Annotated in this window: 16 protein-coding genes; 7 read left to right on the top strand and 9 right to left on the bottom strand. The window is 54.2% G+C overall.

Annotated features, from left to right (window positions below):
• The first annotated feature begins 78 nt into the window (after positions 1-78).
• The 6 genes from ACQE3E_RS09555 (at position 79) to ACQE3E_RS09530 (ending at position 7,300) form a co-directional block, all read left to right on the top strand.
• Complete coding sequence (locus ACQE3E_RS09555; RefSeq protein WP_064026610.1) at positions 79-675, top strand: GspH/FimT family pseudopilin; 597 nt, start codon at positions 79-81, stop codon at positions 673-675.
• Positions 672-1,145, top strand: coding sequence for a type IV pilus modification protein PilV (gene pilV, locus ACQE3E_RS09550; RefSeq protein WP_064026612.1), 474 nt, complete (start codon positions 672-674; stop codon positions 1,143-1,145). Before ACQE3E_RS09555 ends, pilV begins: the two co-directional genes overlap by 4 nt.
• Positions 1,142-2,203 (top strand): PilW family protein, encoded by a 1,062-nt coding sequence (locus ACQE3E_RS09545; RefSeq protein WP_313728232.1) that lies wholly within the window; start codon positions 1,142-1,144, stop codon positions 2,201-2,203. The genes pilV and ACQE3E_RS09545 overlap by 4 nt, the downstream gene beginning before the upstream one ends.
• 8 nt (positions 2,204-2,211) lie before the next feature.
• Positions 2,212-2,694: a pilus assembly PilX family protein gene (locus tag ACQE3E_RS09540; RefSeq protein ID WP_313728234.1), complete on the top strand. Its 483-nt coding sequence runs from the start codon at positions 2,212-2,214 to the stop codon at positions 2,692-2,694.
• A gap of 72 nt (positions 2,695-2,766) precedes the next feature.
• A complete protein-coding gene (locus ACQE3E_RS09535) occupies positions 2,767-6,765 on the top strand; it encodes a pilus assembly protein (RefSeq protein ID WP_313728235.1) in 3,999 nt (1,332 codons plus the stop codon).
• Between the two features lie 64 nt (positions 6,766-6,829).
• The gene (locus ACQE3E_RS09530; protein ID WP_427501552.1) at positions 6,830-7,300 is read left to right on the top strand and encodes a type IV pilin protein; all 471 of its coding nucleotides are present in this window, start codon (positions 6,830-6,832) and stop codon (positions 7,298-7,300) included.
• Positions 7,301-7,306: 6 nt separating this feature from the next.
• Here ACQE3E_RS09530 and queA read toward each other — a convergent pair whose 3' ends face one another.
• The 8 genes from queA to ACQE3E_RS09490 all read right to left on the bottom strand — a co-directional run bounded on the left by queA (position 7,307) and on the right by ACQE3E_RS09490 (position 13,554).
• On the bottom strand, positions 7,307-8,326 hold the full coding sequence (queA, locus tag ACQE3E_RS09525) for a tRNA preQ1(34) S-adenosylmethionine ribosyltransferase-isomerase QueA (protein WP_427501551.1): 1,020 nt from the start codon (positions 8,324-8,326) through the stop codon (positions 7,307-7,309).
• Between the two features lie 135 nt (positions 8,327-8,461).
• A complete protein-coding gene (locus tag ACQE3E_RS09520; protein ID WP_071159586.1) occupies positions 8,462-8,701 on the bottom strand; it encodes a succinate dehydrogenase assembly factor 2 in 240 nt (79 codons plus the stop codon).
• Entirely contained in the window at positions 8,702-9,481 is a 780-nt protein-coding gene (locus tag ACQE3E_RS09515) for a succinate dehydrogenase iron-sulfur subunit (RefSeq protein ID WP_071159588.1), read from the bottom strand.
• Positions 9,481-11,265 carry a succinate dehydrogenase flavoprotein subunit gene (gene sdhA, locus ACQE3E_RS09510; RefSeq protein ID WP_427501550.1) on the bottom strand — a complete coding sequence of 595 codons (1,785 nt, stop codon included), beginning with the start codon at positions 11,263-11,265 and terminating at the stop codon, positions 9,481-9,483. The genes ACQE3E_RS09515 and sdhA overlap by 1 nt, the downstream gene beginning before the upstream one ends.
• Before the next feature lie 3 nt (positions 11,266-11,268).
• Positions 11,269-11,646 carry a succinate dehydrogenase, hydrophobic membrane anchor protein gene (gene sdhD / locus ACQE3E_RS09505; RefSeq protein ID WP_427501549.1) on the bottom strand — a complete coding sequence of 126 codons (378 nt, stop codon included), beginning with the start codon at positions 11,644-11,646 and terminating at the stop codon, positions 11,269-11,271.
• A gap of 15 nt (positions 11,647-11,661) precedes the next feature.
• Positions 11,662-12,078 carry a succinate dehydrogenase, cytochrome b556 subunit gene (gene sdhC / locus ACQE3E_RS09500; RefSeq protein ID WP_368086610.1) on the bottom strand — a complete coding sequence of 139 codons (417 nt, stop codon included), beginning with the start codon at positions 12,076-12,078 and terminating at the stop codon, positions 11,662-11,664.
• On the bottom strand, positions 12,063-12,236 hold the full coding sequence (locus tag ACQE3E_RS09495) for a DUF1674 domain-containing protein (RefSeq protein WP_168031451.1): 174 nt from the start codon (positions 12,234-12,236) through the stop codon (positions 12,063-12,065). Before ACQE3E_RS09495 ends, sdhC begins: the two co-directional genes overlap by 16 nt.
• A complete protein-coding gene (locus ACQE3E_RS09490) occupies positions 12,220-13,554 on the bottom strand; it encodes a citrate synthase (RefSeq protein ID WP_064026633.1) in 1,335 nt (444 codons plus the stop codon). The genes ACQE3E_RS09495 and ACQE3E_RS09490 overlap by 17 nt, the downstream gene beginning before the upstream one ends.
• A gap of 348 nt (positions 13,555-13,902) precedes the next feature.
• Between ACQE3E_RS09490 and ppdK the strand changes: the two genes are divergently transcribed.
• Positions 13,903-16,644 (top strand): pyruvate, phosphate dikinase, encoded by a 2,742-nt coding sequence (ppdK, locus tag ACQE3E_RS09485; RefSeq protein WP_427501548.1) that lies wholly within the window; start codon positions 13,903-13,905, stop codon positions 16,642-16,644.
• Positions 16,645-16,677: 33 nt separating this feature from the next.
• Here ppdK and ACQE3E_RS09480 read toward each other — a convergent pair whose 3' ends face one another.
• Positions 16,678-17,886, bottom strand: a complete 1,209-nt coding sequence (locus tag ACQE3E_RS09480) for a GGDEF domain-containing protein (protein WP_071159600.1) — start codon at positions 17,884-17,886, stop codon at positions 16,678-16,680.
• Positions 17,887-17,932: the final 46 nt, after the last annotated feature.

Here is a 17,932-nt window from a genome sequence, read left to right as displayed (position 1 = left end):
TGTGCTATCTTCAACCGAGTTCAATCCATCTGCCATTCCCCGAACGAGTCGCCTCGATATCATGGAGCCATTTCCGAAATGCGCTATTCACACCCTAACAACCGAGGATTCACGTTGATCGAGCTCATGATCACGCTGACGATCGCCGGTATATTGAGTGCAATCGCGATACCTAGCTTTATCAGTGCGGTAAGGAATAGTCGTCTTACCGGCGCAACCAACCAATTTGTCGCCGCGTTGAATTATGCGCGCAGCGAAGCAATCAAACGGGGCCAATATGTCGTCGTCAGGAAGACTGGCACCAATTGGGAGAGTGGTTGGCAAACCTTTGTCGATGTGGATCGCTCGGGCTCCAACGCCAATGTTTTTAACGACGATAATACCGCCCCGCTTTGCGAGGCTGATGAAGATTGCCTGTTAAGAGTTTACGATGCCTTACCGACCGGCTTTACACTGCGTGGAAATGGCACTGTTGCCGACTATATCTATTTTAAAGCGTCCGGAGAATCGAAAAACGGCTCGTTTGCCATTTGCGACAACGCCGACGGGAACGACACCGCTGAAGCCGGTACTGCACGGTTGGTCGTTGTCACGATGGTCGGTCGAGTTCGCCTAGGTGAAGACTTGGACAACAACAATATCCCTGACGACTTGGATAGCTGTAGCAGTCCATGACCACTCATCGCGCTTCTCTACGGATTATACGTCGCGCCAGGACAACCACCGGCAGCAGCCTGATCGAGGTGTTGATTACAATGCTGGTAGTCGCGATCGGGTTACTGGGTTACGCGGCGATGCTGACGACCACCTTGAAAAACAATCACACCGCTTTTTTGCGCAGTCAAGCCACGTTTCTGGCAAATGACGTGCTGGAGCGTTTACGCCTCAGCCGTACGATTGCGATAAGCGGCAACTGTAACGTGGCATTCGGTGCCGCTCCACCCAATTCGCCGAATCAACTCACCAACTGCAGCTCAACCTTACGCACCGATCTGGGTGATTGGAAAACCTTGGTCGGCCAAGCGCTCCCAGCAGGCGATGCCAGCCTGTCGGTTGGCAGCAGCGGCACTGCCACGATTACCATTCAATGGGACGACGACGGCGATGGTGTCGTCACCAGCTTTAGCACCAATAGTTTGATATGAACCCGCATTCAAGCCGAATACCGATCTCTTTTTCAGAACATCAACGCGGTACGACATTGATTGAGTTGATGGTTTCACTGACTATAGGTTTGATCATCCTGGCGGCGATTGGCGCGATATTTTTGGCTAGCCGGCAAAGTTTTCGGACTCAGGAAGTTCTCTCCAGGATGCAGGAAAACGCCCGCTTTGCATTCGAACTGATCGATCGCGATATCCGCATGACCGGATTTTCTGGTTACGCCTCATGCACGGCTTCGCAGTGTAACGATGTCACGAACACTGCGACAACTTGGTGGAACCATAAGCTTCTGACCCAACCGTTAGCAGGCTACGAAGCTAGTCTGCCCTCCGATATGACCGCCAGCGCGCGCATCGCCGGCGATTCGTTTTCGGTGATACGCGCGGACAAGTTCAACGAATACATCGTCGCCAGTCACAATACGGCGGCCAGTCCGCCCGTGATTACACTCACCAACGCGCATTCGATCAGCGCCGGGCAACTCGTGATTATCAGCAATGCCAGCAATACCTCGATTTTTCAAGCCAGCGCAGTCAATCAATCTTCGAAAACCATCACCCACGCGGATGGTGGCAGTAGTCCAGGCAACTGCACCGCCGAACTCGGAACAGTACCGGCCAATTGTTCGTCCACGGGTTCGGTGATCACTTATCCGGCAAACTCCAGCGTGTTCGAGTTCAGCGCCAACACCTACTATATCGGCAGCAATCCGGCCGGAGAGCCGTCCTTGTACCGCGAGTCTTACTCTGGAACCGCGCAAGAGTTGGTGGAAGGCGTCGAAGACATGCAGATCAGCTATGGTGTGGATACCTCGGCAACCGCTGATCAGAATATCGACGGTTACGTCGCGGCCAATGCGGTCACCGATTGGTCCAAGGTCCTGGGTATCCGAATTAGCCTGTTGATGGTCTCCCGGTCGGAGGAGCTGGGTGTATCCGGCCAACAAACCTATACCTTCAACGGCAGTTCGTACACCTCTAGCGATACCAAGCTGCGTAAGGTGTTCACCACTACGATAGCGATCAGAAACCGTTTGTAGGAATCGCCATGAACGTCGACTTTCCGAATATCAACAAACGACAAGCCGGTGCGGTTTTGTTTACCGCGCTGATTTTTTTAATCATGTTGATGTTGTTAGGTAGTAGTGCCATGCAAACCAGCAGTCTGGAAGAACGCATGGCCGGCAATACTCGCAATCGCGACCTAGCATTCCAAGCAGCGGAGGCGGCACTTAAGCAAGCGGAAAATACCCTGACGACCTGGCGGGTCGGACCCTGGACTGGCACGGTACCGGCCGGCTTGGCCAACAACCCCACTCATACCAACGATGTGAGTTACTGGGGCGACGTCGATAACTGGGCCAGTTATAAGACCGCTACCGTCAGCGGCGCGAGCGCCACGTATATTATTGAAAAGCTGCCGGACATCGGCACCGTTGAACAATACCGAGTGACCGCGCGCGGCGTTGGCGGCGACACCAATGCGGTGGTACTTTTACAAGCAGGCCTGAGCTACACCCCACCGCCGTAAACGGGTATGAATTCAACGCGGTTTGCTCCGCGCTAAAACCGACATCGCCGCGCCACTGAACAGGAGCCAGCCATGAATACTTTGAACCGAATCAAATTCGAATCCGCTCCAACGGTCTTGAGCGTTGCCTTATTGGTTGCGAGCGCCAATGCCTTAGCGGTAGACCTGGACATTTCCGACTTGCCGTTATTCGTCACCGCCACGATGCCGCCGAATATCGTTTTAACGTTGGACGATTCCGGCAGTATGGCTTGGGCTTACGTTCCCGACGGTATTTCTGGAACCGGCGGCAATAAACGCTACAAGTCTTCTTCATTCAACGCGCTGTATTACAACCCGGCCAATACATACCTACCCCCGCCGAAATACAACGGCGGCAACTGCAAATTAGATTCGTCAAACCCCAGCACCTGCTATCCAAACGTCAGCTTTACCGCCGCGCCGATTAACGGATTCGATACCAGCAAAGGCACGGTCAACCTATCCACCAATTACCGGCCTACGCTGGAGTATGATCCCAGTTCGAGCAGTCAGAGTTTTGTTTCGACGCCATCTTCCGGAGGCGCGGCGTTTTACTACAAATTCGTTCCCACCAATACTAACTGCGTCACTTCCGGTACGGATGGCGGTCTAACCGACGAAGACTGCTATACCTATGTCGACGTTACGGCTATTACCGACGACGCCAGCACTAGTGGCGTTAACGAAGCCACCGTTGCCAAACAAAATTTCGCCAATTGGTACTCGTATTACCGAACCCGAAACTTAGCGACGGTATCGGGTGCCATGTCCGGTTTCGCGGGTATGAGCGGGAATATCCGCGTCGCTTGGCAGGCAATCAATTCTTGTAATAGTTTCGGAACCAACTGCGACGGCTGGGGCTCGCCCGGTCAGGATATCGACAATCGCATCAGGCGCCTAAATGCAGTCACCCGAACAATAAACACAAATACTGTGCTAAGCCAGACTGAAACGTCGGTCGATTATTCATACACTTGCACAGTCAAGTTTAATCAGCGGGATGGCGATGATCGTCTGGAGCTGTCTAGCTGCAATCGGACTCTGCCTTCCGCGCAAGACAATACGTTCCCCCCGCTAACCGGAACGGGTTCGCCTTTGAACGCAAACTCTAGTCAAATTACTGTCAGTTGCAGCAATTCGACGTATTGCAAAAACTATACCGTGAAGGATACTTCCTACAACGATTCCTACACATCTTACCGAATCACAATATCTCAATCGTTTTCATCAGACCAAACGATTACTAGTGTGGTAGTTACCTGGACCGAAACCGCCACGACCACGGTTTACGACACTGAAGAGCTCACCCACCGGCAAGATTTATATTATTGGCTGTCGCGATTTCCAGCTTCCGGCGGCACTTATTTGCTGAAATCGGCAAACAATGCCGGCAAATATTTCCAGGGTACGGTTGATATCCATCACCCCTACGCCGAGGATCCGCAAATTACCGACGGCAATCACTACGCCTGCCGGAGAAGCGCGCATGTGATGATGACCGACGGCTACTGGTGCGGCGATACTTCGTCAGACTATTCAGGAATAGCCGACGTCAATAGTACTGCCACTAGTGTCCCCAAAGGTCCGGATGGGTCAAGCAACTATAGTTGGACACCTTTAGCACCCTACCGTGATGGTCAAAACACCAATTTGGCGGATATTGCCTTTTATTATTGGGCTAACGACTTGCAAAGCGGGATAGACAACAAAATCTCGCCAATTGTCTCGGATCCGTCCAGTTTAACCGACGCTTCCGCTAAGGCTACCGCCGAATGGTTGAACCCGAAAAATGACCCCGCTACTTGGCAGCACTTAAATACCTATACCGTCGGCCTAGGTTTAAGCGGCAGTTTGGTGTCGCCCTACCCTATTTGGGGCGGAAGTACCTATGCGGGGGACTATGATAATTTGGTTGCGGGGACTTCCTGCCCAACGAGCACCACATCTACCAGCACCTCATCTCGTTATTGTTGGCCCTATACCAAGAATGGCGAGAGCTGTAGCGGCTTTGTCGGCACCACACCGGCCAAGGTTTACGATCTATGGCATGCGGCTATAGCCAGTCGCGGCAAGTTTTTCGGAACCGAGAGTTCCTCGGATATCGTGACCGCGTTCAATAGCATCCTCGAAGAAGTGGCCGACGAAAGTATGACCGCCGCCGCGCTTGCCGCAAACTCGACGGCGCTGGAAACATCGACGCAACTTTATCAGGCCCAGTTCAATCCGTCCGATTGGTCCGGACATTTTCTGACCAAGAATATCGATGTAACAACGGGTGTGCCCGGTAGTGAAATTTGGGACGCCGGCGACCTGATTCCCGAGGCCGGCGCACGCGACATTTACACCTATACCGGTACCGCCGGCGTGGAATTCACCAGTTGCGACACGCTAAGCGCCAGCCAAAAATCGGCGCTCGACAGCGACGACAGCCGCTGCACCGACCGGCTTAACTGGCTTAGAGGCTCAACCACGATCAGCGACTTCCGCGAGCGAAAAAACTCGTTGTTGGGCGACATCGTCAATTCCGATCCGATGTACGTCAAAAATACCGATTTCGGCTATACCGCTTTACCGAGCACGACTGCCGGGCAATCCAATTACGCCAGCTACGTCAGTACTAACGCCAGCCGCACGCCGGTCGTCTACGTCGGAGCGAACGACGGCATGTTGCATGCGTTTCAAGCCGATACAGGCCAAACCGATTCCGGAAAGGAATTATTCGCCTACATACCGGCCGGCGTATACGCAAATTTATACCAACTCACCGATCCGGATTACGTCCACAAATATTACGTTGACGGCGCGCCCAAGGCCGGAGACGCCTATCTGAGCAGCGCATGGAAAACCGTGCTGGTCGGTGGATTGGGCAAGGGCGGTAAAACCATTTATGCGCTGGACGTTACCAGTCCGACCAGTTTCGATCAGACCAAGGTCATGTGGGAATTTCCCAATACCAGCAATATTGATTTAGACGCGACGGTCGCGACAGATCTCGGTTACACCTTCAGTCAGCCGCAAATCGGCTTGTTGCATAACGGCGTATGGGCGGCGATTTTTGGAAACGGCTATAACAGTAGTAATGGCAAGGCCTACCTCTATATCGTCAATTTGAGCGACGGTAGCCTAATCAAAAAGATCGCGACCAACACCGCGACCAGCAATGGTTTATCGACACCCTATCTTTACGATTCCGATAACGACAAAATCGTCGACGCGGTGTACGCTGGCGATTTACAAGGTAACTTATGGAAATTCGACTTGAGCAGCACTAGTTCGACTGCGTGGGGATTGAGCAACAGTCAGTTACCGCTGTTTACCGCTATAAACCCGTCCAGCCAAGTACAGCCTATCACCTCCGCACCGGTGGTCGCCGGCCACCAGGATGGCGGCGTATTAGTGATATTCAATACCGGCAGCTATTTGACCACCACCGACACGGCGAATACTCAAGTTCAGTCAGCCTATGGCATCTGGGACAAACCGAGTGCCACGACGGGCACGGTGACTCGTGCCCAGTTGCAGGAACAGAGCATTACGGACACTACCACGGCCTATGGCGTTAACGTCAGAGTTTCGACCTCGAATAGCGTGGACTGGAGTAGCAAGCGTGGTTGGCACCTGGATTTTCCCGCTGGCGAACGTGGCAACTCCACGCCGATTATCAAGTACGACAGAGCGGTTTTTGCTACCACTCAACCGAAATCAGACCCCTGCGACGCGGGAGGCGACACGTGGCTAATGGAACTCGATTTTCTAACCGGAGGAGCGCCAACGAACTCATCGTTTGACATCAATAGCGACAGTACTTTCAATAACAGCGACAAAATCCTGATCAACGGCAATTACTATACCGTGACGGGAGTCAAGTCCACGGTGGGCATCGCCAAGGTTCCGATTTGGCTCGAGTCTGGCTCAGGCACCACCGATTGCAAGGCGTTCAAGGAACTGTCCGGCACCACCGGCGACATCATGACCGTCAGGAACCGTTGCGCGGTCCCAACCACCGGCACCGGTACCGTAAACCGAGAATATTGGTTGCAAATTCAATAACTCGACTGCCGATGAAAACGGCAAGCCGCCGTTTTCATCGGACCATTCACCCAGCGAACTACTTATGAACAGACAACAAGCCTTCACCCTGATCGAACTGATGATTGCCGTCGCTATCGTCGGCATTTTGGCGGCTATCGCCATCCCCGCCTACCAGGATAGCGTCATGAAGTCGCATCGAGCCGATGCCAAGGGTGCCCTATTGGGCTTGGCCAGTGCGCTGGAAAAACACTTCACGACCAATAATAGTTACTGCGACGCCGGCGGCAGCGGCGGCGGCGATGCCTGCGGCAGTAGCGCGGTTAACGATACGGGCTCGCCGTCGCCTACCGTGTTCGCTTCGCAAAGTCCGGCGACAGGCACTGCGTATTATCTTCTGACACTCTCGGCCGCTACCGCCACTACTTACACGATACAAGCGGCACCGACAGGCACGCAAGCCGGCGATAAATGCGGGACGTTGATTCTTGATAATCTGAACCAGAAAACCGTATCTGGCGCCACACTGGATGCGGCAACTTGTTGGAATCGCTGATAGGACTCAGGCAAGCCACATCGCATCGCCGTAACTAAAGAAACGATAACGTTGCGTGATCGCATGGCGATAAGCCGCCATTACGTTTTCGTATCCGGCGAAGGCGGAGACCAGCATCAGTAAGGTCGATTCCGGTAAATGAAAGTTGGTTAACATGGCATCGACCGATTTGAAACGGTAACCCGGCGTAATGAACAAATCGGTCTCGCCGACTCCCGCTTGTAGTTCACCGCTGATGCTCGCGGACTCCAAGGCGCGTACGGCCGTTGTACCGATTGCGACGACCCGCCCACCGCGCGCGCGAGTGTACCGTACCGCCGCCACGCATTCCTTGGTGACCTCGAAAAACTCTTTATGCATCGTATGTTCGCTGAGATTCTCCACCCGCACCGGCCGGAAGGTACCGCTGCCGACATGTAACGTAACAAAGGTGCGTTGAACTCCCTTTTCGGCTAACCTGAGCAAAACTGCTTCGTCGAAATGCAGACCGGCGGTGGGCGCCGCGACGGCACCGGCGCGGCAGGCAAACACCGTTTGGTACCGATCCAAATCGCTTGCGTCGTCGGCCCTATGAATATACAGCGGTAACGGCATATGGCCGATGTCGGCCAACACCTGCAGAACGGTATTTTCGGCTTCCAATCGCAAGCGAAACAAGTCACCCTCGCGATCCACTACTCTGAAGAAAACCTCGTTTTTCAGCAACAACAGTGCGCCGGATTTTGGCGATTTACTCGCTTTGACGTGCGCCAATACCTGCCGTTCGTTTTCGATGCGCTCGATCAAGATCTCGACGCGGCCGCCGGTTTCTTTTTCAGCAAACAAGCGAGCTGGTATGACCTTGGTATCGTTGAACACCAACAAATCGTCCGGTGTCAGCCGGTCAACGATATTCAGGAATCGAGCATCGCCCAACTCCCCAGTTAACCTATTCAGGCACAACATCCGGCTGGCACAGCGCTCCGGTAAAGGTTGCTGGGCGATTAAATCGTCGGGCAAGTGGTAGAAAAAGTCGCTTTTTTTCATTCGCAATAATCAATGAACGCCGAAGGCTCGCGTAGGAGCGATCGAACTCGGAAAAGATCAAATGTGGGATTTTACACGGGCATCCGGTCTCTCGACCGGCATCGAACGGCGACCTGGTCGCCAAGTACCGCGAAGCTAGTTGGGCAGGGCGCGGATTTCGGCAATAATGGCCCTTAGTTCAGGATCTTCCGCCTGCGTGTCGCTAGTGAATAGACGCAGCAACAAACTATCTTCACAGGCTAAAAGCCGCCAAAAGGCCTGGCGTCGCTCCGAAGGTGCCGAAGAATAAGCAATATCCAAGTAGCGAGTCAGCAGCAAATCCAGTTCCAGCGTACCGCGCCGACACCGCCAACGCAGTTTATCGATTTCGCCCATCTAACGTTCGCGCACTACCAACAGCTTTTTAATTTCGGCAATCGCTTGCGCGGGATTCAAGCCTTTCGGGCAGGTATCCGTGCAATTCATGATGGTGTGGCACCGGTACACCTTAAACGCGTCGTCGAGTTGCGCCAAGCGCTCGGCGTCACTGTCATCGCGGCTGTCCGCCAGCCAACGATAGGCTTGAAGCAGTATCGCGGGCCCGAGGTAGCGATCGCTGTTCCACCAATAGCTCGGGCAACTGGTCGAACAACACGCGCACAATACACACTCGTAAAGGCCGTCGAGCTTAGCCCGTTCGTCTCGGCTTTGCAGTCGTTCGTGATCGACCGGCGCTTCCGCGCTGTTCGTCAACCACGGATTGATCGACGCATATTGCTCAAAGAAATGGGTCATATCGGCCACTAAATCCTTGACCACGGCCATGTGCGGCAGAGGAAAAATCTTGATCGTGCCCGAATATTCCGCAATCGCCTTGGTACAGGCTAGCGTATTTCGGCCGTTGATATTCATCGCGCAAGAACCGCAGACCCCTTCCCGACAAGAGCGGCGAAATGCCAGTGTCGAATCGATTTCGTTCTTGATTTTCAAGATGGCATCCAGCACCATCGGTCCGCAATGGTCCATGTCGATTTCATAACGATCGATACGCGGATTATCCCCGCTGTCCGGGTCCCAGCGATAAATTTCGAACACCCGGACATGCGTCGCGCCCGGCGCGGAAAAGTGTTTGCCAGGCATCGGCTGGGAATTTTTCGGCAGCGCAAACTCGACCATTAATAGACCCTCTCTTTCGGCGCGACGACTTCGACTTCGTCGGTTAGCGTGTACAGATGCACCGGCCGATAGTCGATTTTGACCCGATTTTTCTCTCGCCAAGTCAACGTGTGTTTCAACCAGTTTTCATCGTCCCGTAGCGGATAGTCTTCCCGCGCATGACCGCCGCGACTTTCGTGGCGGTTCCCCGCGGCGTTCATCGTCACCTGAGCTTGTCCTAATAAATTGTCGAGCTCCAGGGTTTCGACCAGATCGGTATTCCAGATCAATGAACGATCGGCAAGCTTGACGTCCGAGAATGACTCGGAAATATCCGCCATTGCCGCGATGCCCTCATCGAGCGTGGACTGGGTGCGAAACACCGCCGCCTTGGATTGCATCGTGGTTTGCATGTCCATGCGGATTTCCGCTGTCGTCCGGCTACCATTACCATGGCGAATTCGATCGAATCGGGCCAGGGCCGTCTCGCAAGCCCCTTTCGCCAGCGGCTTCAGCGGCATTCCCGGTTTGATCAGTTCGGTGCAACGGATGGCCGCCGCCCGGCCGAATACCACCAAATCCAGCAGCGAGTTGGAGCCCAGGCGATTGGCGCCATGCACCGATACGCAAGCGGTCTCGCCGATAGCCATCAAACCGGGAACAACGTAATCCGGGTCGCCATCCTTCAATGTCACGACTTCGGCTCGATAATTGGTCGGAATGCCGCCCATGTTGTAATGTACCGTCGGTAACACCGGAATCGGCTGCTTGGTCACATCCACTCCGGCAAATATCCGGGAAAGCTCGGCGATGCCGGGCAATCGCTCGTGGACGACGGCCGGATCGAGGTGCTCCAGATGAAGATGAACGTGGTCTTTTTTCGGTCCTATCCCGCGACCGGCATTGATTTCTACGGTGATCGCCCGGCTGACCACATCGCGCGAGGCCAAATCGTGTGCATGCGGCGCGTAACGCGGCATGAAGCGTTCGCCTTCCGAGTTGGTCAAATAACCGCCCTCGCCGCGCGCGCCTTCTGTAATCAAGCAACCGGCGCCGTATATGCCGGTCGGGTGAAACTGAACGAACTCCATATCCTGTAGCGGCAATCCCGCTCTTAGCACCATGCCGTTGCCGTCGCCAGTCACCGTGTGCGCGGAGGTACACGAAAAGTAAGCCCGACCGTAACCGCCGGTGGCCAGTACTGTTTGATGACCGCGAAACAGATGAATCGTACCGTCATCCAGACACCAGGCCAATACGCCGCGACATTCGCCGTCTTCCATAATCAAATCCAGCGCAATGTATTCGACGAAGAATTCCGCCTTGTGCTTCAATGCTTGCTGATACAAGGTATGCAAGATCGCGTGGCCGGTGACATCGGCGGCCGCGCAAGTGCGTTGCGCTTGGCCCTTGCCATAATTGACCGACATGCCGCCGAACGCCCGTTGGTAAATCTTGCCGTCGGCGGTCCGGGAAAACGGTACGCCGTAACGTTCCAATTCGATGACCGCCGGTATCGCTTCCCGGCACATGTACTCGATCGCATCTTGATCGCCTAACCAATCCGAGCCCTTCACGGTATCGTACATGTGGAAGCGCCAATCATCCTCGCCCATATTGCCGAGCGCGGCACTAATACCGCCCTGCGCGGCCACGGTATGGCTGCGCGTCGGAAACACTTTCGTGATGCATGCCGTCTTCAAGCCTTTTTCGACCATGCCGAATGTCGCCCGCAAACCGGCTCCGCCGGCGCCCACCACGACCACGTCGTGTTGATGCTCGATAATTTCGTAAGCCGCAGCCATTAATCAGTTTCCCGTCCAAATCATGGCCATCGCAGCCAAAGCCAACAATCCCAAAATCCCGAATACCGCATGGACAGCGCCGATCGCGGTTCGGCGCAACTTCGGATTCGACACGTAATCTTCCAACACCACCTGTATGCCCAGCGCGGCATGGTATACCGTCAGAAGCACCCAGAGCGACACTGCCAACCCATTGAGCGGTTGTAACAACCAAGCTTTGGTTTCGGCGTGCGATGCGTGCGGTAACTTGTCGAACCAGAGCAATAACCAAACCGTCAAAGGTATCAGCAACAGCGCGGTCAGGCGTTGATGCAACCAGTGGCGAACCGGATGCCCTTTTGCCGCCGAGCCGGCGACACCGTTCCTTAGAGACTGATCCATGCGGTACTCGTCAAATTAAGAAATAAAAGTGATTAAAAACAGCAAGACAGCGACACCTAGTTCGATAACCGCATAACGCGTCAAAGCTGCTTTCTCAAAGGTTTTTCCGACATCCCATATCAAATGCCGAATTCCGTGGCACAGGTGAAAATATAGCGCGAAAATAATGCCCCAATAAGCCAACCGCGATGGCGGCCAAGCCAAGCACGCTTGAAAACTGGAGTATTGTTCAGGTCCGGCCGCAATCGCAAATAAGGCTATGACCGCGAACAGCAACGCACCCGACAACAACACGCCAGTAATTCGATGCGTGATCGAAATCAAACCTGTAATAGGCAAACGGTAAACTTGCAAATGCGGCGACAAGGGCCGGTTATGAACTGCCATGATTGACCTCGTTAAGCTTGGCGTATCGGTTAAAAATCCACGCAACGGCCCTTGCGTTCCCAATCGCCATAGCGAGTCGGCTCCGGGCCTTTAGGACCGCCGATTTCCCGTCGTTCGCCTTGTTTCTCGGGCGGCGTAAGTATTTCGATGACCCGCTCAGTCGAATTACGTCGCGGGGACTCCGGCTTATCCGTTGCAGACATGGGTATCACCTGATCGTTGGCCTTTAGGCAGGAAATCGCGACGGGCGGGGCCTATATAGAGCTGTCGTGGTCGACCAATCGGTGGCGCCGGCTCTTCCATCATCTCCAGCCAATGGGCAACCCAGCCGGCCGTCCTAGCAATTGCAAACATCACGGTAAACATATCGACCGGGATGTTCAAGGCTTTATAAATAATGCCCGAATAGAAATCCACATTGGGATAAAGCTTTTTCTCGATAAAATAATCGTCGTTCAATGCCTGCTCTTCTAGGGCCAAGGCCAAATCGAACAGCGGATCGGATTTTTGGGTACGCGCCAGTACGTCGTGACAGGTCTTGCGAATAATCGTCGCGCGCGGGTCGAAATTCTTATAGACCCGATGCCCGAACCCCATTAAACGGAAGGGATCGTCATGATCCTTGGCCTTGGCGATGAATTTTGGAACGTTATCAGCGCTGCCGATTTGTGCCAACATAGTGAGTACCGCTTCGTTCGCGCCACCGTGAGCCGGTCCCCAGAGCGCCGCGATACCGGCCGCGATGCACGCATAAGGATTGGCGCCGGTGCTGCCGGCCAGTCGTACCGTCGAGGTACTGGCGTTCTGCTCGTGGTCGGCATGCAAGATAAATAGTAAATTCAGGGCCTTGACCAAATACGGGTCGATGTAATGGTCTTGGTCGATGTAGTTTTGCGAAGAACGCGAAAACATCATGTTCAAAAAGTTCTCGCAGTAGCTCAGGTCGATACGAGGATAAACAAAGGGACGCCCCACCGAGTGGCGATAGGACGCCGCGGCAATTGTCGGCATTTTGCCGATTAATCTAGCCGCGCAAACCTTGCGGTGCGTCGAATCCTTGATATTCAACTCGCTGTGGTAAAACGCCGACAACGATCCCACCACGCCGACCAACATCGACATCGGATGCGCGTCATAATGAAAACCGTCGAAAAATTTGCGGAGAGACTCGTGGATTATGGCTCTATCGCTGATCTCTTCGTTAAAATCGCGAAGCTCGGTCTGATTCGGTAATTCACCGTTCATCAGTAGATAAGCGACTTCGGTGAATTCGCAGTGTTCGGCCAACTGCTCTATCGGATAGCCGCGATATAACAAAATACCGTTTTCGCCGTCGATATAGGTGATTTTGCTCTTGCAACTGGACGTCGCGATAAACCCGGGATCGTAGGTAAAACAGCCCAAGTCTCGCGGCAATGCGCGAATATCGACCGAATCCGCACCCATCGTCCCCCGCAACAATGGATACTCCACTTCCCTTCCGGTGCCGGTATGTCTGACCAGCAAAGTGTCGTTTGCCATGGTTTCCTCAGTTTTCGATCGCGAAAGTTGACGGATTGGTTCGGATTATCACACAGGCAAGCGAATCGTCCAAACCTTTGCGACATGAGCAAGGATAATGAATGTAGCCGGCGACAAGCTCGCACATTCGACGATTGTCAGGACAGACGCGCCGGCTCCCGATTCGAAATCGAAGAATGAAATTCGATTGGATTGGCGATTATGTCTCGAGCCGGATCCAGTCGCTTGTAAAAGCCTACAAAACCCGGTAAAAACCGCTATCCTAACGCTAGCCAAGCACAGCCACGGCCGTGTCAACCGCGGCCGTTTAGCAAAAATCCCAACCTCTTGCCTTCCGAACAGGACACCATGAATCCGCAATATAGTTATTCATTCAATTCAGGCGACGGTAAAAACAAAGCACTGCTGGGCGGTAAAGGCGCCAACCTTTGCGAAATGACCCAATTAGGCCTCAACGTGCCGCCAGGATTCGTCATTACCACCCAAACCTGCCTGCTCTACCTTGAAAACAAGTTATTGCCGGCCGGTTTGTTGGACGAAGTCCACCAACAAATCGCCGACATCGAACGGGCAACCGGCAAAACCTTCGGCGGCGCCAGCGAACCCCTGCTGGTTTCGGTACGCTCCGGCTCGGCGATTTCGATGCCGGGTATGATGGACACTATCCTGAACCTTGGTTTGAACAAGCAAACGTTGACCGGCTTGATCGAAATGACCGACGATCCGCGCTTCGCTTACGACGCCTACCGCCGCTTCATTCAATTGTTCGGTAAAGTTGCGCTGGGGATTGAGGACGAAAAATTCGACTCGCATTTCAACGAAGTCAAGCGCGCGGCCGGTATCAAGGCCGATGTCGCGCTGAATAGCGAACAACTGCAGGAAATCAGCAACCGTTTTCTGAAAGTTGTCCACGAGGAGACCGGCAAACCGTTTCCGGAAGACGTTTACGAACAACTGGAAATTGCGATTAAAGCGGTCTTCAATTCGTGGCTCGGCAAGCGCGCCGTCGACTATCGTAGGGAATTTCACATCACGCCAGACGTCGCCAACGGAACCGCGGTCAACATTGTAACCATGGTCTTCGGCAACATGGGCGACGACTGCGCGACCGGCGTCGGTTTTACGCGAAATCCAGGTACCGGCGCCAATGAAATGTACGGCGAATATCTGGTCAACGCACAGGGCGAAGACGTGGTTGCCGGTATCCGCACGCCCAAGCCGGTGCAGGAAATGGCGCAGGAAATGCCGGAACAATATCGGCAGCTGGTAGAACTGCGCAACAAGCTGGAAGCCCACTATCATGAAGTCCAGGATTACGAATACACGATAGAGCGCGGCGTACTGTATTGCTTGCAAACCCGCAACGGCAAAATGAACGCGGCGGCGATGGTGAAAAGTTCGATCGACATGGTCAAGGAAGGCTTGATCGACAAGGAACGCGCCCTGCTTCGCATCAATCCCGAACTTTTGGAACAACTGCTGCTGCCGCAACTAGCGCGAAACCACCACAATCAGCCGATCGCCCAAGGTCTGCCTGCCTCGCCAGGTGCCGCCTGCGGCAAATGCGTGTTCGATGCCGACACGGCTGTGCGGCTGGGCAAGACCGGCGAAGAACTGATTCTGGTTAGAGAGGAAACCAAGCCGGAAGACATTCATGGCTTTTTCGCCGCTCAAGGGGTCCTCACCAGTCGCGGCGGCAAAACCTCGCACGCGGCGGTGGTCGCCAGAGGCATGGGCAAGGCTTGCGTGGCCGGCGCCGAGGACATCAAGGTCGATGTCCGTTCTCGCATCGCGATGGTCGGAGACATCTTAATCAAGGAAGGCGACTTGATCACGATAGACGGGAGCAACGGCAACATCTATCTCGGTCGAATCCCGACCATTCCGCCTTCATTCTCCGAGGAATTGAAAACCTTATTAAGCTGGGCCGATAGCATTGCCAAATTACGGGTACATGCCAACGTAGACACCCCGGAAACCGCGCGTCTGGCCGCCAGTTACGGCGCCAAGGGCATCGGTCTATGCCGTACCGAACGCATGTTCAACGCCGCCGATCGCCTGCCGCTGGTCGTCGATATGATTCTGGCCCAAAACACCGAGGAAAGGGAGGCGGCACTCGCTAAGTTGTTTCCCATTCAGCGCGACGACTTCCAGCAACTGTTCGAAGCCATGTCGCCGCACCCGGTCACGGTTCGCCTACTCGATCCGCCGATGCACGAATTTCTGCCCAACGAGCATCAACTGCTGGACGAAATTGACGCCTTGAAACATTACCTGACGATTATCAAGGGCCAACGCGTCACGCTGGAAACCTTGGCCAAACCGCATGAATTACCCGCACCGTTCAACCGCCTCAACGAAGAAGTGGTGATTGACGCGTTGGCCAAAAAGCAGATGATGCTGAACAAAGTACTGGAGCTTTACGAAGTTAACCCCATGCTCGGCCACCGTGGCGTTAGGTTGGGCATGAGTTATCCGGAAATTTATCGGATGCAAATTCGCTCCATTCTGGAAGCCGCCGCGCGTTGCGTCAAACAAAAGACTCCGGTGGAGCCGGAAATCATGGTCCCGCAGGTCATTACCGCTCAGGAACTGATCAAGGTCAGACAGTATGTCGACGAAATTCAAGCGGAGGTGGAAAGTCAATACAAACTCAAGCTCAACTTCAAATTCGGCACGATGATCGAAACGGTCCGGGCCTGCACCCGAGCCGACAGACTGGCCACGACGGCGGCTTTCTTTTCGTTCGGCACCAACGACCTGACCCAAGCCACATTCTCGTTTTCGCGGGAAGACGCCGAGAACAAATTTCTGCCCTTGTACGAAGAATCCGGGTTACTGCAAGACAATCCGTTCGAAACGTTGGATGTGGAAGGGGTCGGCCGATTGATGAAAATGGCCGTGGAATTGGGCCGCAAACAACGGCCGGATTTGAAGATCGGCATCTGCGGCGAACATGGCGGACATCCGCGTTCGATCCGCTTTTGCCATAACATCGGCTTGAACTACGTCTCTTGCTCGGCACCGCGGATACCGATCGCTCGCTTAGCAGCCGCCCACGCCAAATTGTTGGAAGAGGCTGCCGGTTAACAAGCGCTCGATCGGCTCGTGCCCGCCGATCCGTTAGCGTCCGACCCGATTACGTCCCGAGGCCTTGGCGTTGTACAAGGCCTGATCGGCGGCGTGCAACAACTGCTCGAACTCCTGATGTTCGCGAGGTACTATCGTCGAAACACCCAAGCTAATCGTCACGAACTCCGATATCTTGGAATTGGGGTGCGGTAAACGCATATTCTCGATGGCCTTTCTCAAAATCTCCGCCAACGCCAGAATTTGATTGGCGTCGCAGGCGGCCACAACGCAAAACTCCTCGCCACCGTAACGGGCGATCAAATCGCCGGGCCGGCGAAAAAAACGCTTCAAGGTCCGCGCGACTTGGCGTAAACATTGATCGCCTTCGGGATGCCCAAGGCTGTCGTTGTAGGCTTTGAAGTAATCGATATCGATCATGATCATCGAAATCGGATATTGATGCCGCATCGCCCGTTTCCATTCCCGCTTGACGAAGGCATCGTAATATCGGCGGTTGGGCAATAGTGTTAACGAATCCAAATAGGCCAATTGCAAACGGCTTTTCGCTTTGTCCAGCCGCTTACTGAGTCGAACTTGCGCGAGGTAGGACAATAGCAGCACGATAACGCCAACGCTGGCGATAATCCCATGCGTGACGCCTAATTGGCGTAGACGCTCGCTGATAAACGCATCGATACTCGCTACCGGGATACTGACGCTGATCGCGCCGCCGCCATCATCGTCCAGGCCTGCGCAAGTCAAACAATTTTCAGCCGCCGGCAGCGGCGCGATATACCGATAGTAAGGCTGATTATCCAGTACCGCGATTCCCCTGACGCTGGTCTCGCCGTTTCTAAAGGCCAGCAATGCGCGCAATTCCCAATCGTCGGCCTTGTTATCCGCCGACGAGGGCCGGATGCTGGCGACATGAAAACGAATCACGGTCTTGCTCTTGGCGGCATCCGCCAATTCACGGGCCATTTGGGTGGGGCCTATCCAGGCCAGACGGCGGCCGTCCTTGGTTTCCACGAACGGCGAGGCGGTACTGTCCACCCGAATTTGGCCGTCGTCAACGGCGTACACCCCGCCATGAGAACTGTTCCATTGCCGAATCAACACAATGTGATCGAAAAACATGGCCGCCTGGCGGATAGCGATGTCCTCGGCATAACGCTTCGTATCCTTAAGCTGCTGGTAGTAGCTGAGGCTGATCAGCATCATCCACAAGACTGCATAAACCAGGAACGTGATCCTTCTCATTAATTGATTGCCTCGAAATTACTACCTGTGTAATCGTGAAAGTTCT

It is taken from the genome of Methylomonas sp. MED-D, assembly GCF_050276835.1.
Taxonomy (GTDB): Bacteria; Pseudomonadota; Gammaproteobacteria; order Methylococcales; family Methylomonadaceae; genus Methylomonas; species Methylomonas koyamae_A.
This window is presented reverse-complemented; position numbering and strand designations above follow the sequence as displayed.

What these genes read in the sequence shown, in the direction of transcription:
- queA (WP_427501551.1), bottom strand. Translation starts at nt 8,326, where the DNA reads ATGAAAAAAAGCGACTTTTTCTACCACTTGCCCGACGATTTAATCGCC.
- ACQE3E_RS09535 (WP_313728235.1), top strand. Translation starts at nt 2,767, where the DNA reads ATGAATACTTTGAACCGAATCAAATTCGAATCCGCTCCAACGGTCTTG.
- ACQE3E_RS09530 (WP_427501552.1), top strand. Translation starts at nt 6,830, where the DNA reads ATGAACAGACAACAAGCCTTCACCCTGATCGAACTGATGATTGCCGTC.
- ACQE3E_RS09480 (WP_071159600.1), bottom strand. Translation starts at nt 17,886, where the DNA reads ATGAGAAGGATCACGTTCCTGGTTTATGCAGTCTTGTGGATGATGCTG.
- ACQE3E_RS09545 (WP_313728232.1), top strand. Translation starts at nt 1,142, where the DNA reads ATGAACCCGCATTCAAGCCGAATACCGATCTCTTTTTCAGAACATCAA.
- ACQE3E_RS09515 (WP_071159588.1), bottom strand. Translation starts at nt 9,481, where the DNA reads ATGGTCGAGTTTGCGCTGCCGAAAAATTCCCAGCCGATGCCTGGCAAA.
- ACQE3E_RS09495 (WP_168031451.1), bottom strand. Translation starts at nt 12,236, where the DNA reads ATGTCTGCAACGGATAAGCCGGAGTCCCCGCGACGTAATTCGACTGAG.
- ppdK (WP_427501548.1), top strand. Translation starts at nt 13,903, where the DNA reads ATGAATCCGCAATATAGTTATTCATTCAATTCAGGCGACGGTAAAAAC.
- sdhA (WP_427501550.1), bottom strand. Translation starts at nt 11,265, where the DNA reads ATGGCTGCGGCTTACGAAATTATCGAGCATCAACACGACGTGGTCGTG.
- ACQE3E_RS09555 (WP_064026610.1), top strand. Translation starts at nt 79, where the DNA reads ATGCGCTATTCACACCCTAACAACCGAGGATTCACGTTGATCGAGCTC.
- ACQE3E_RS09540 (WP_313728234.1), top strand. Translation starts at nt 2,212, where the DNA reads ATGAACGTCGACTTTCCGAATATCAACAAACGACAAGCCGGTGCGGTT.
- ACQE3E_RS09520 (WP_071159586.1), bottom strand. Translation starts at nt 8,701, where the DNA reads ATGGGCGAAATCGATAAACTGCGTTGGCGGTGTCGGCGCGGTACGCTG.
- pilV (WP_064026612.1), top strand. Translation starts at nt 672, where the DNA reads ATGACCACTCATCGCGCTTCTCTACGGATTATACGTCGCGCCAGGACA.
- ACQE3E_RS09490 (WP_064026633.1), bottom strand. Translation starts at nt 13,554, where the DNA reads ATGGCAAACGACACTTTGCTGGTCAGACATACCGGCACCGGAAGGGAA.
- sdhD (WP_427501549.1), bottom strand. Translation starts at nt 11,646, where the DNA reads ATGGATCAGTCTCTAAGGAACGGTGTCGCCGGCTCGGCGGCAAAAGGG.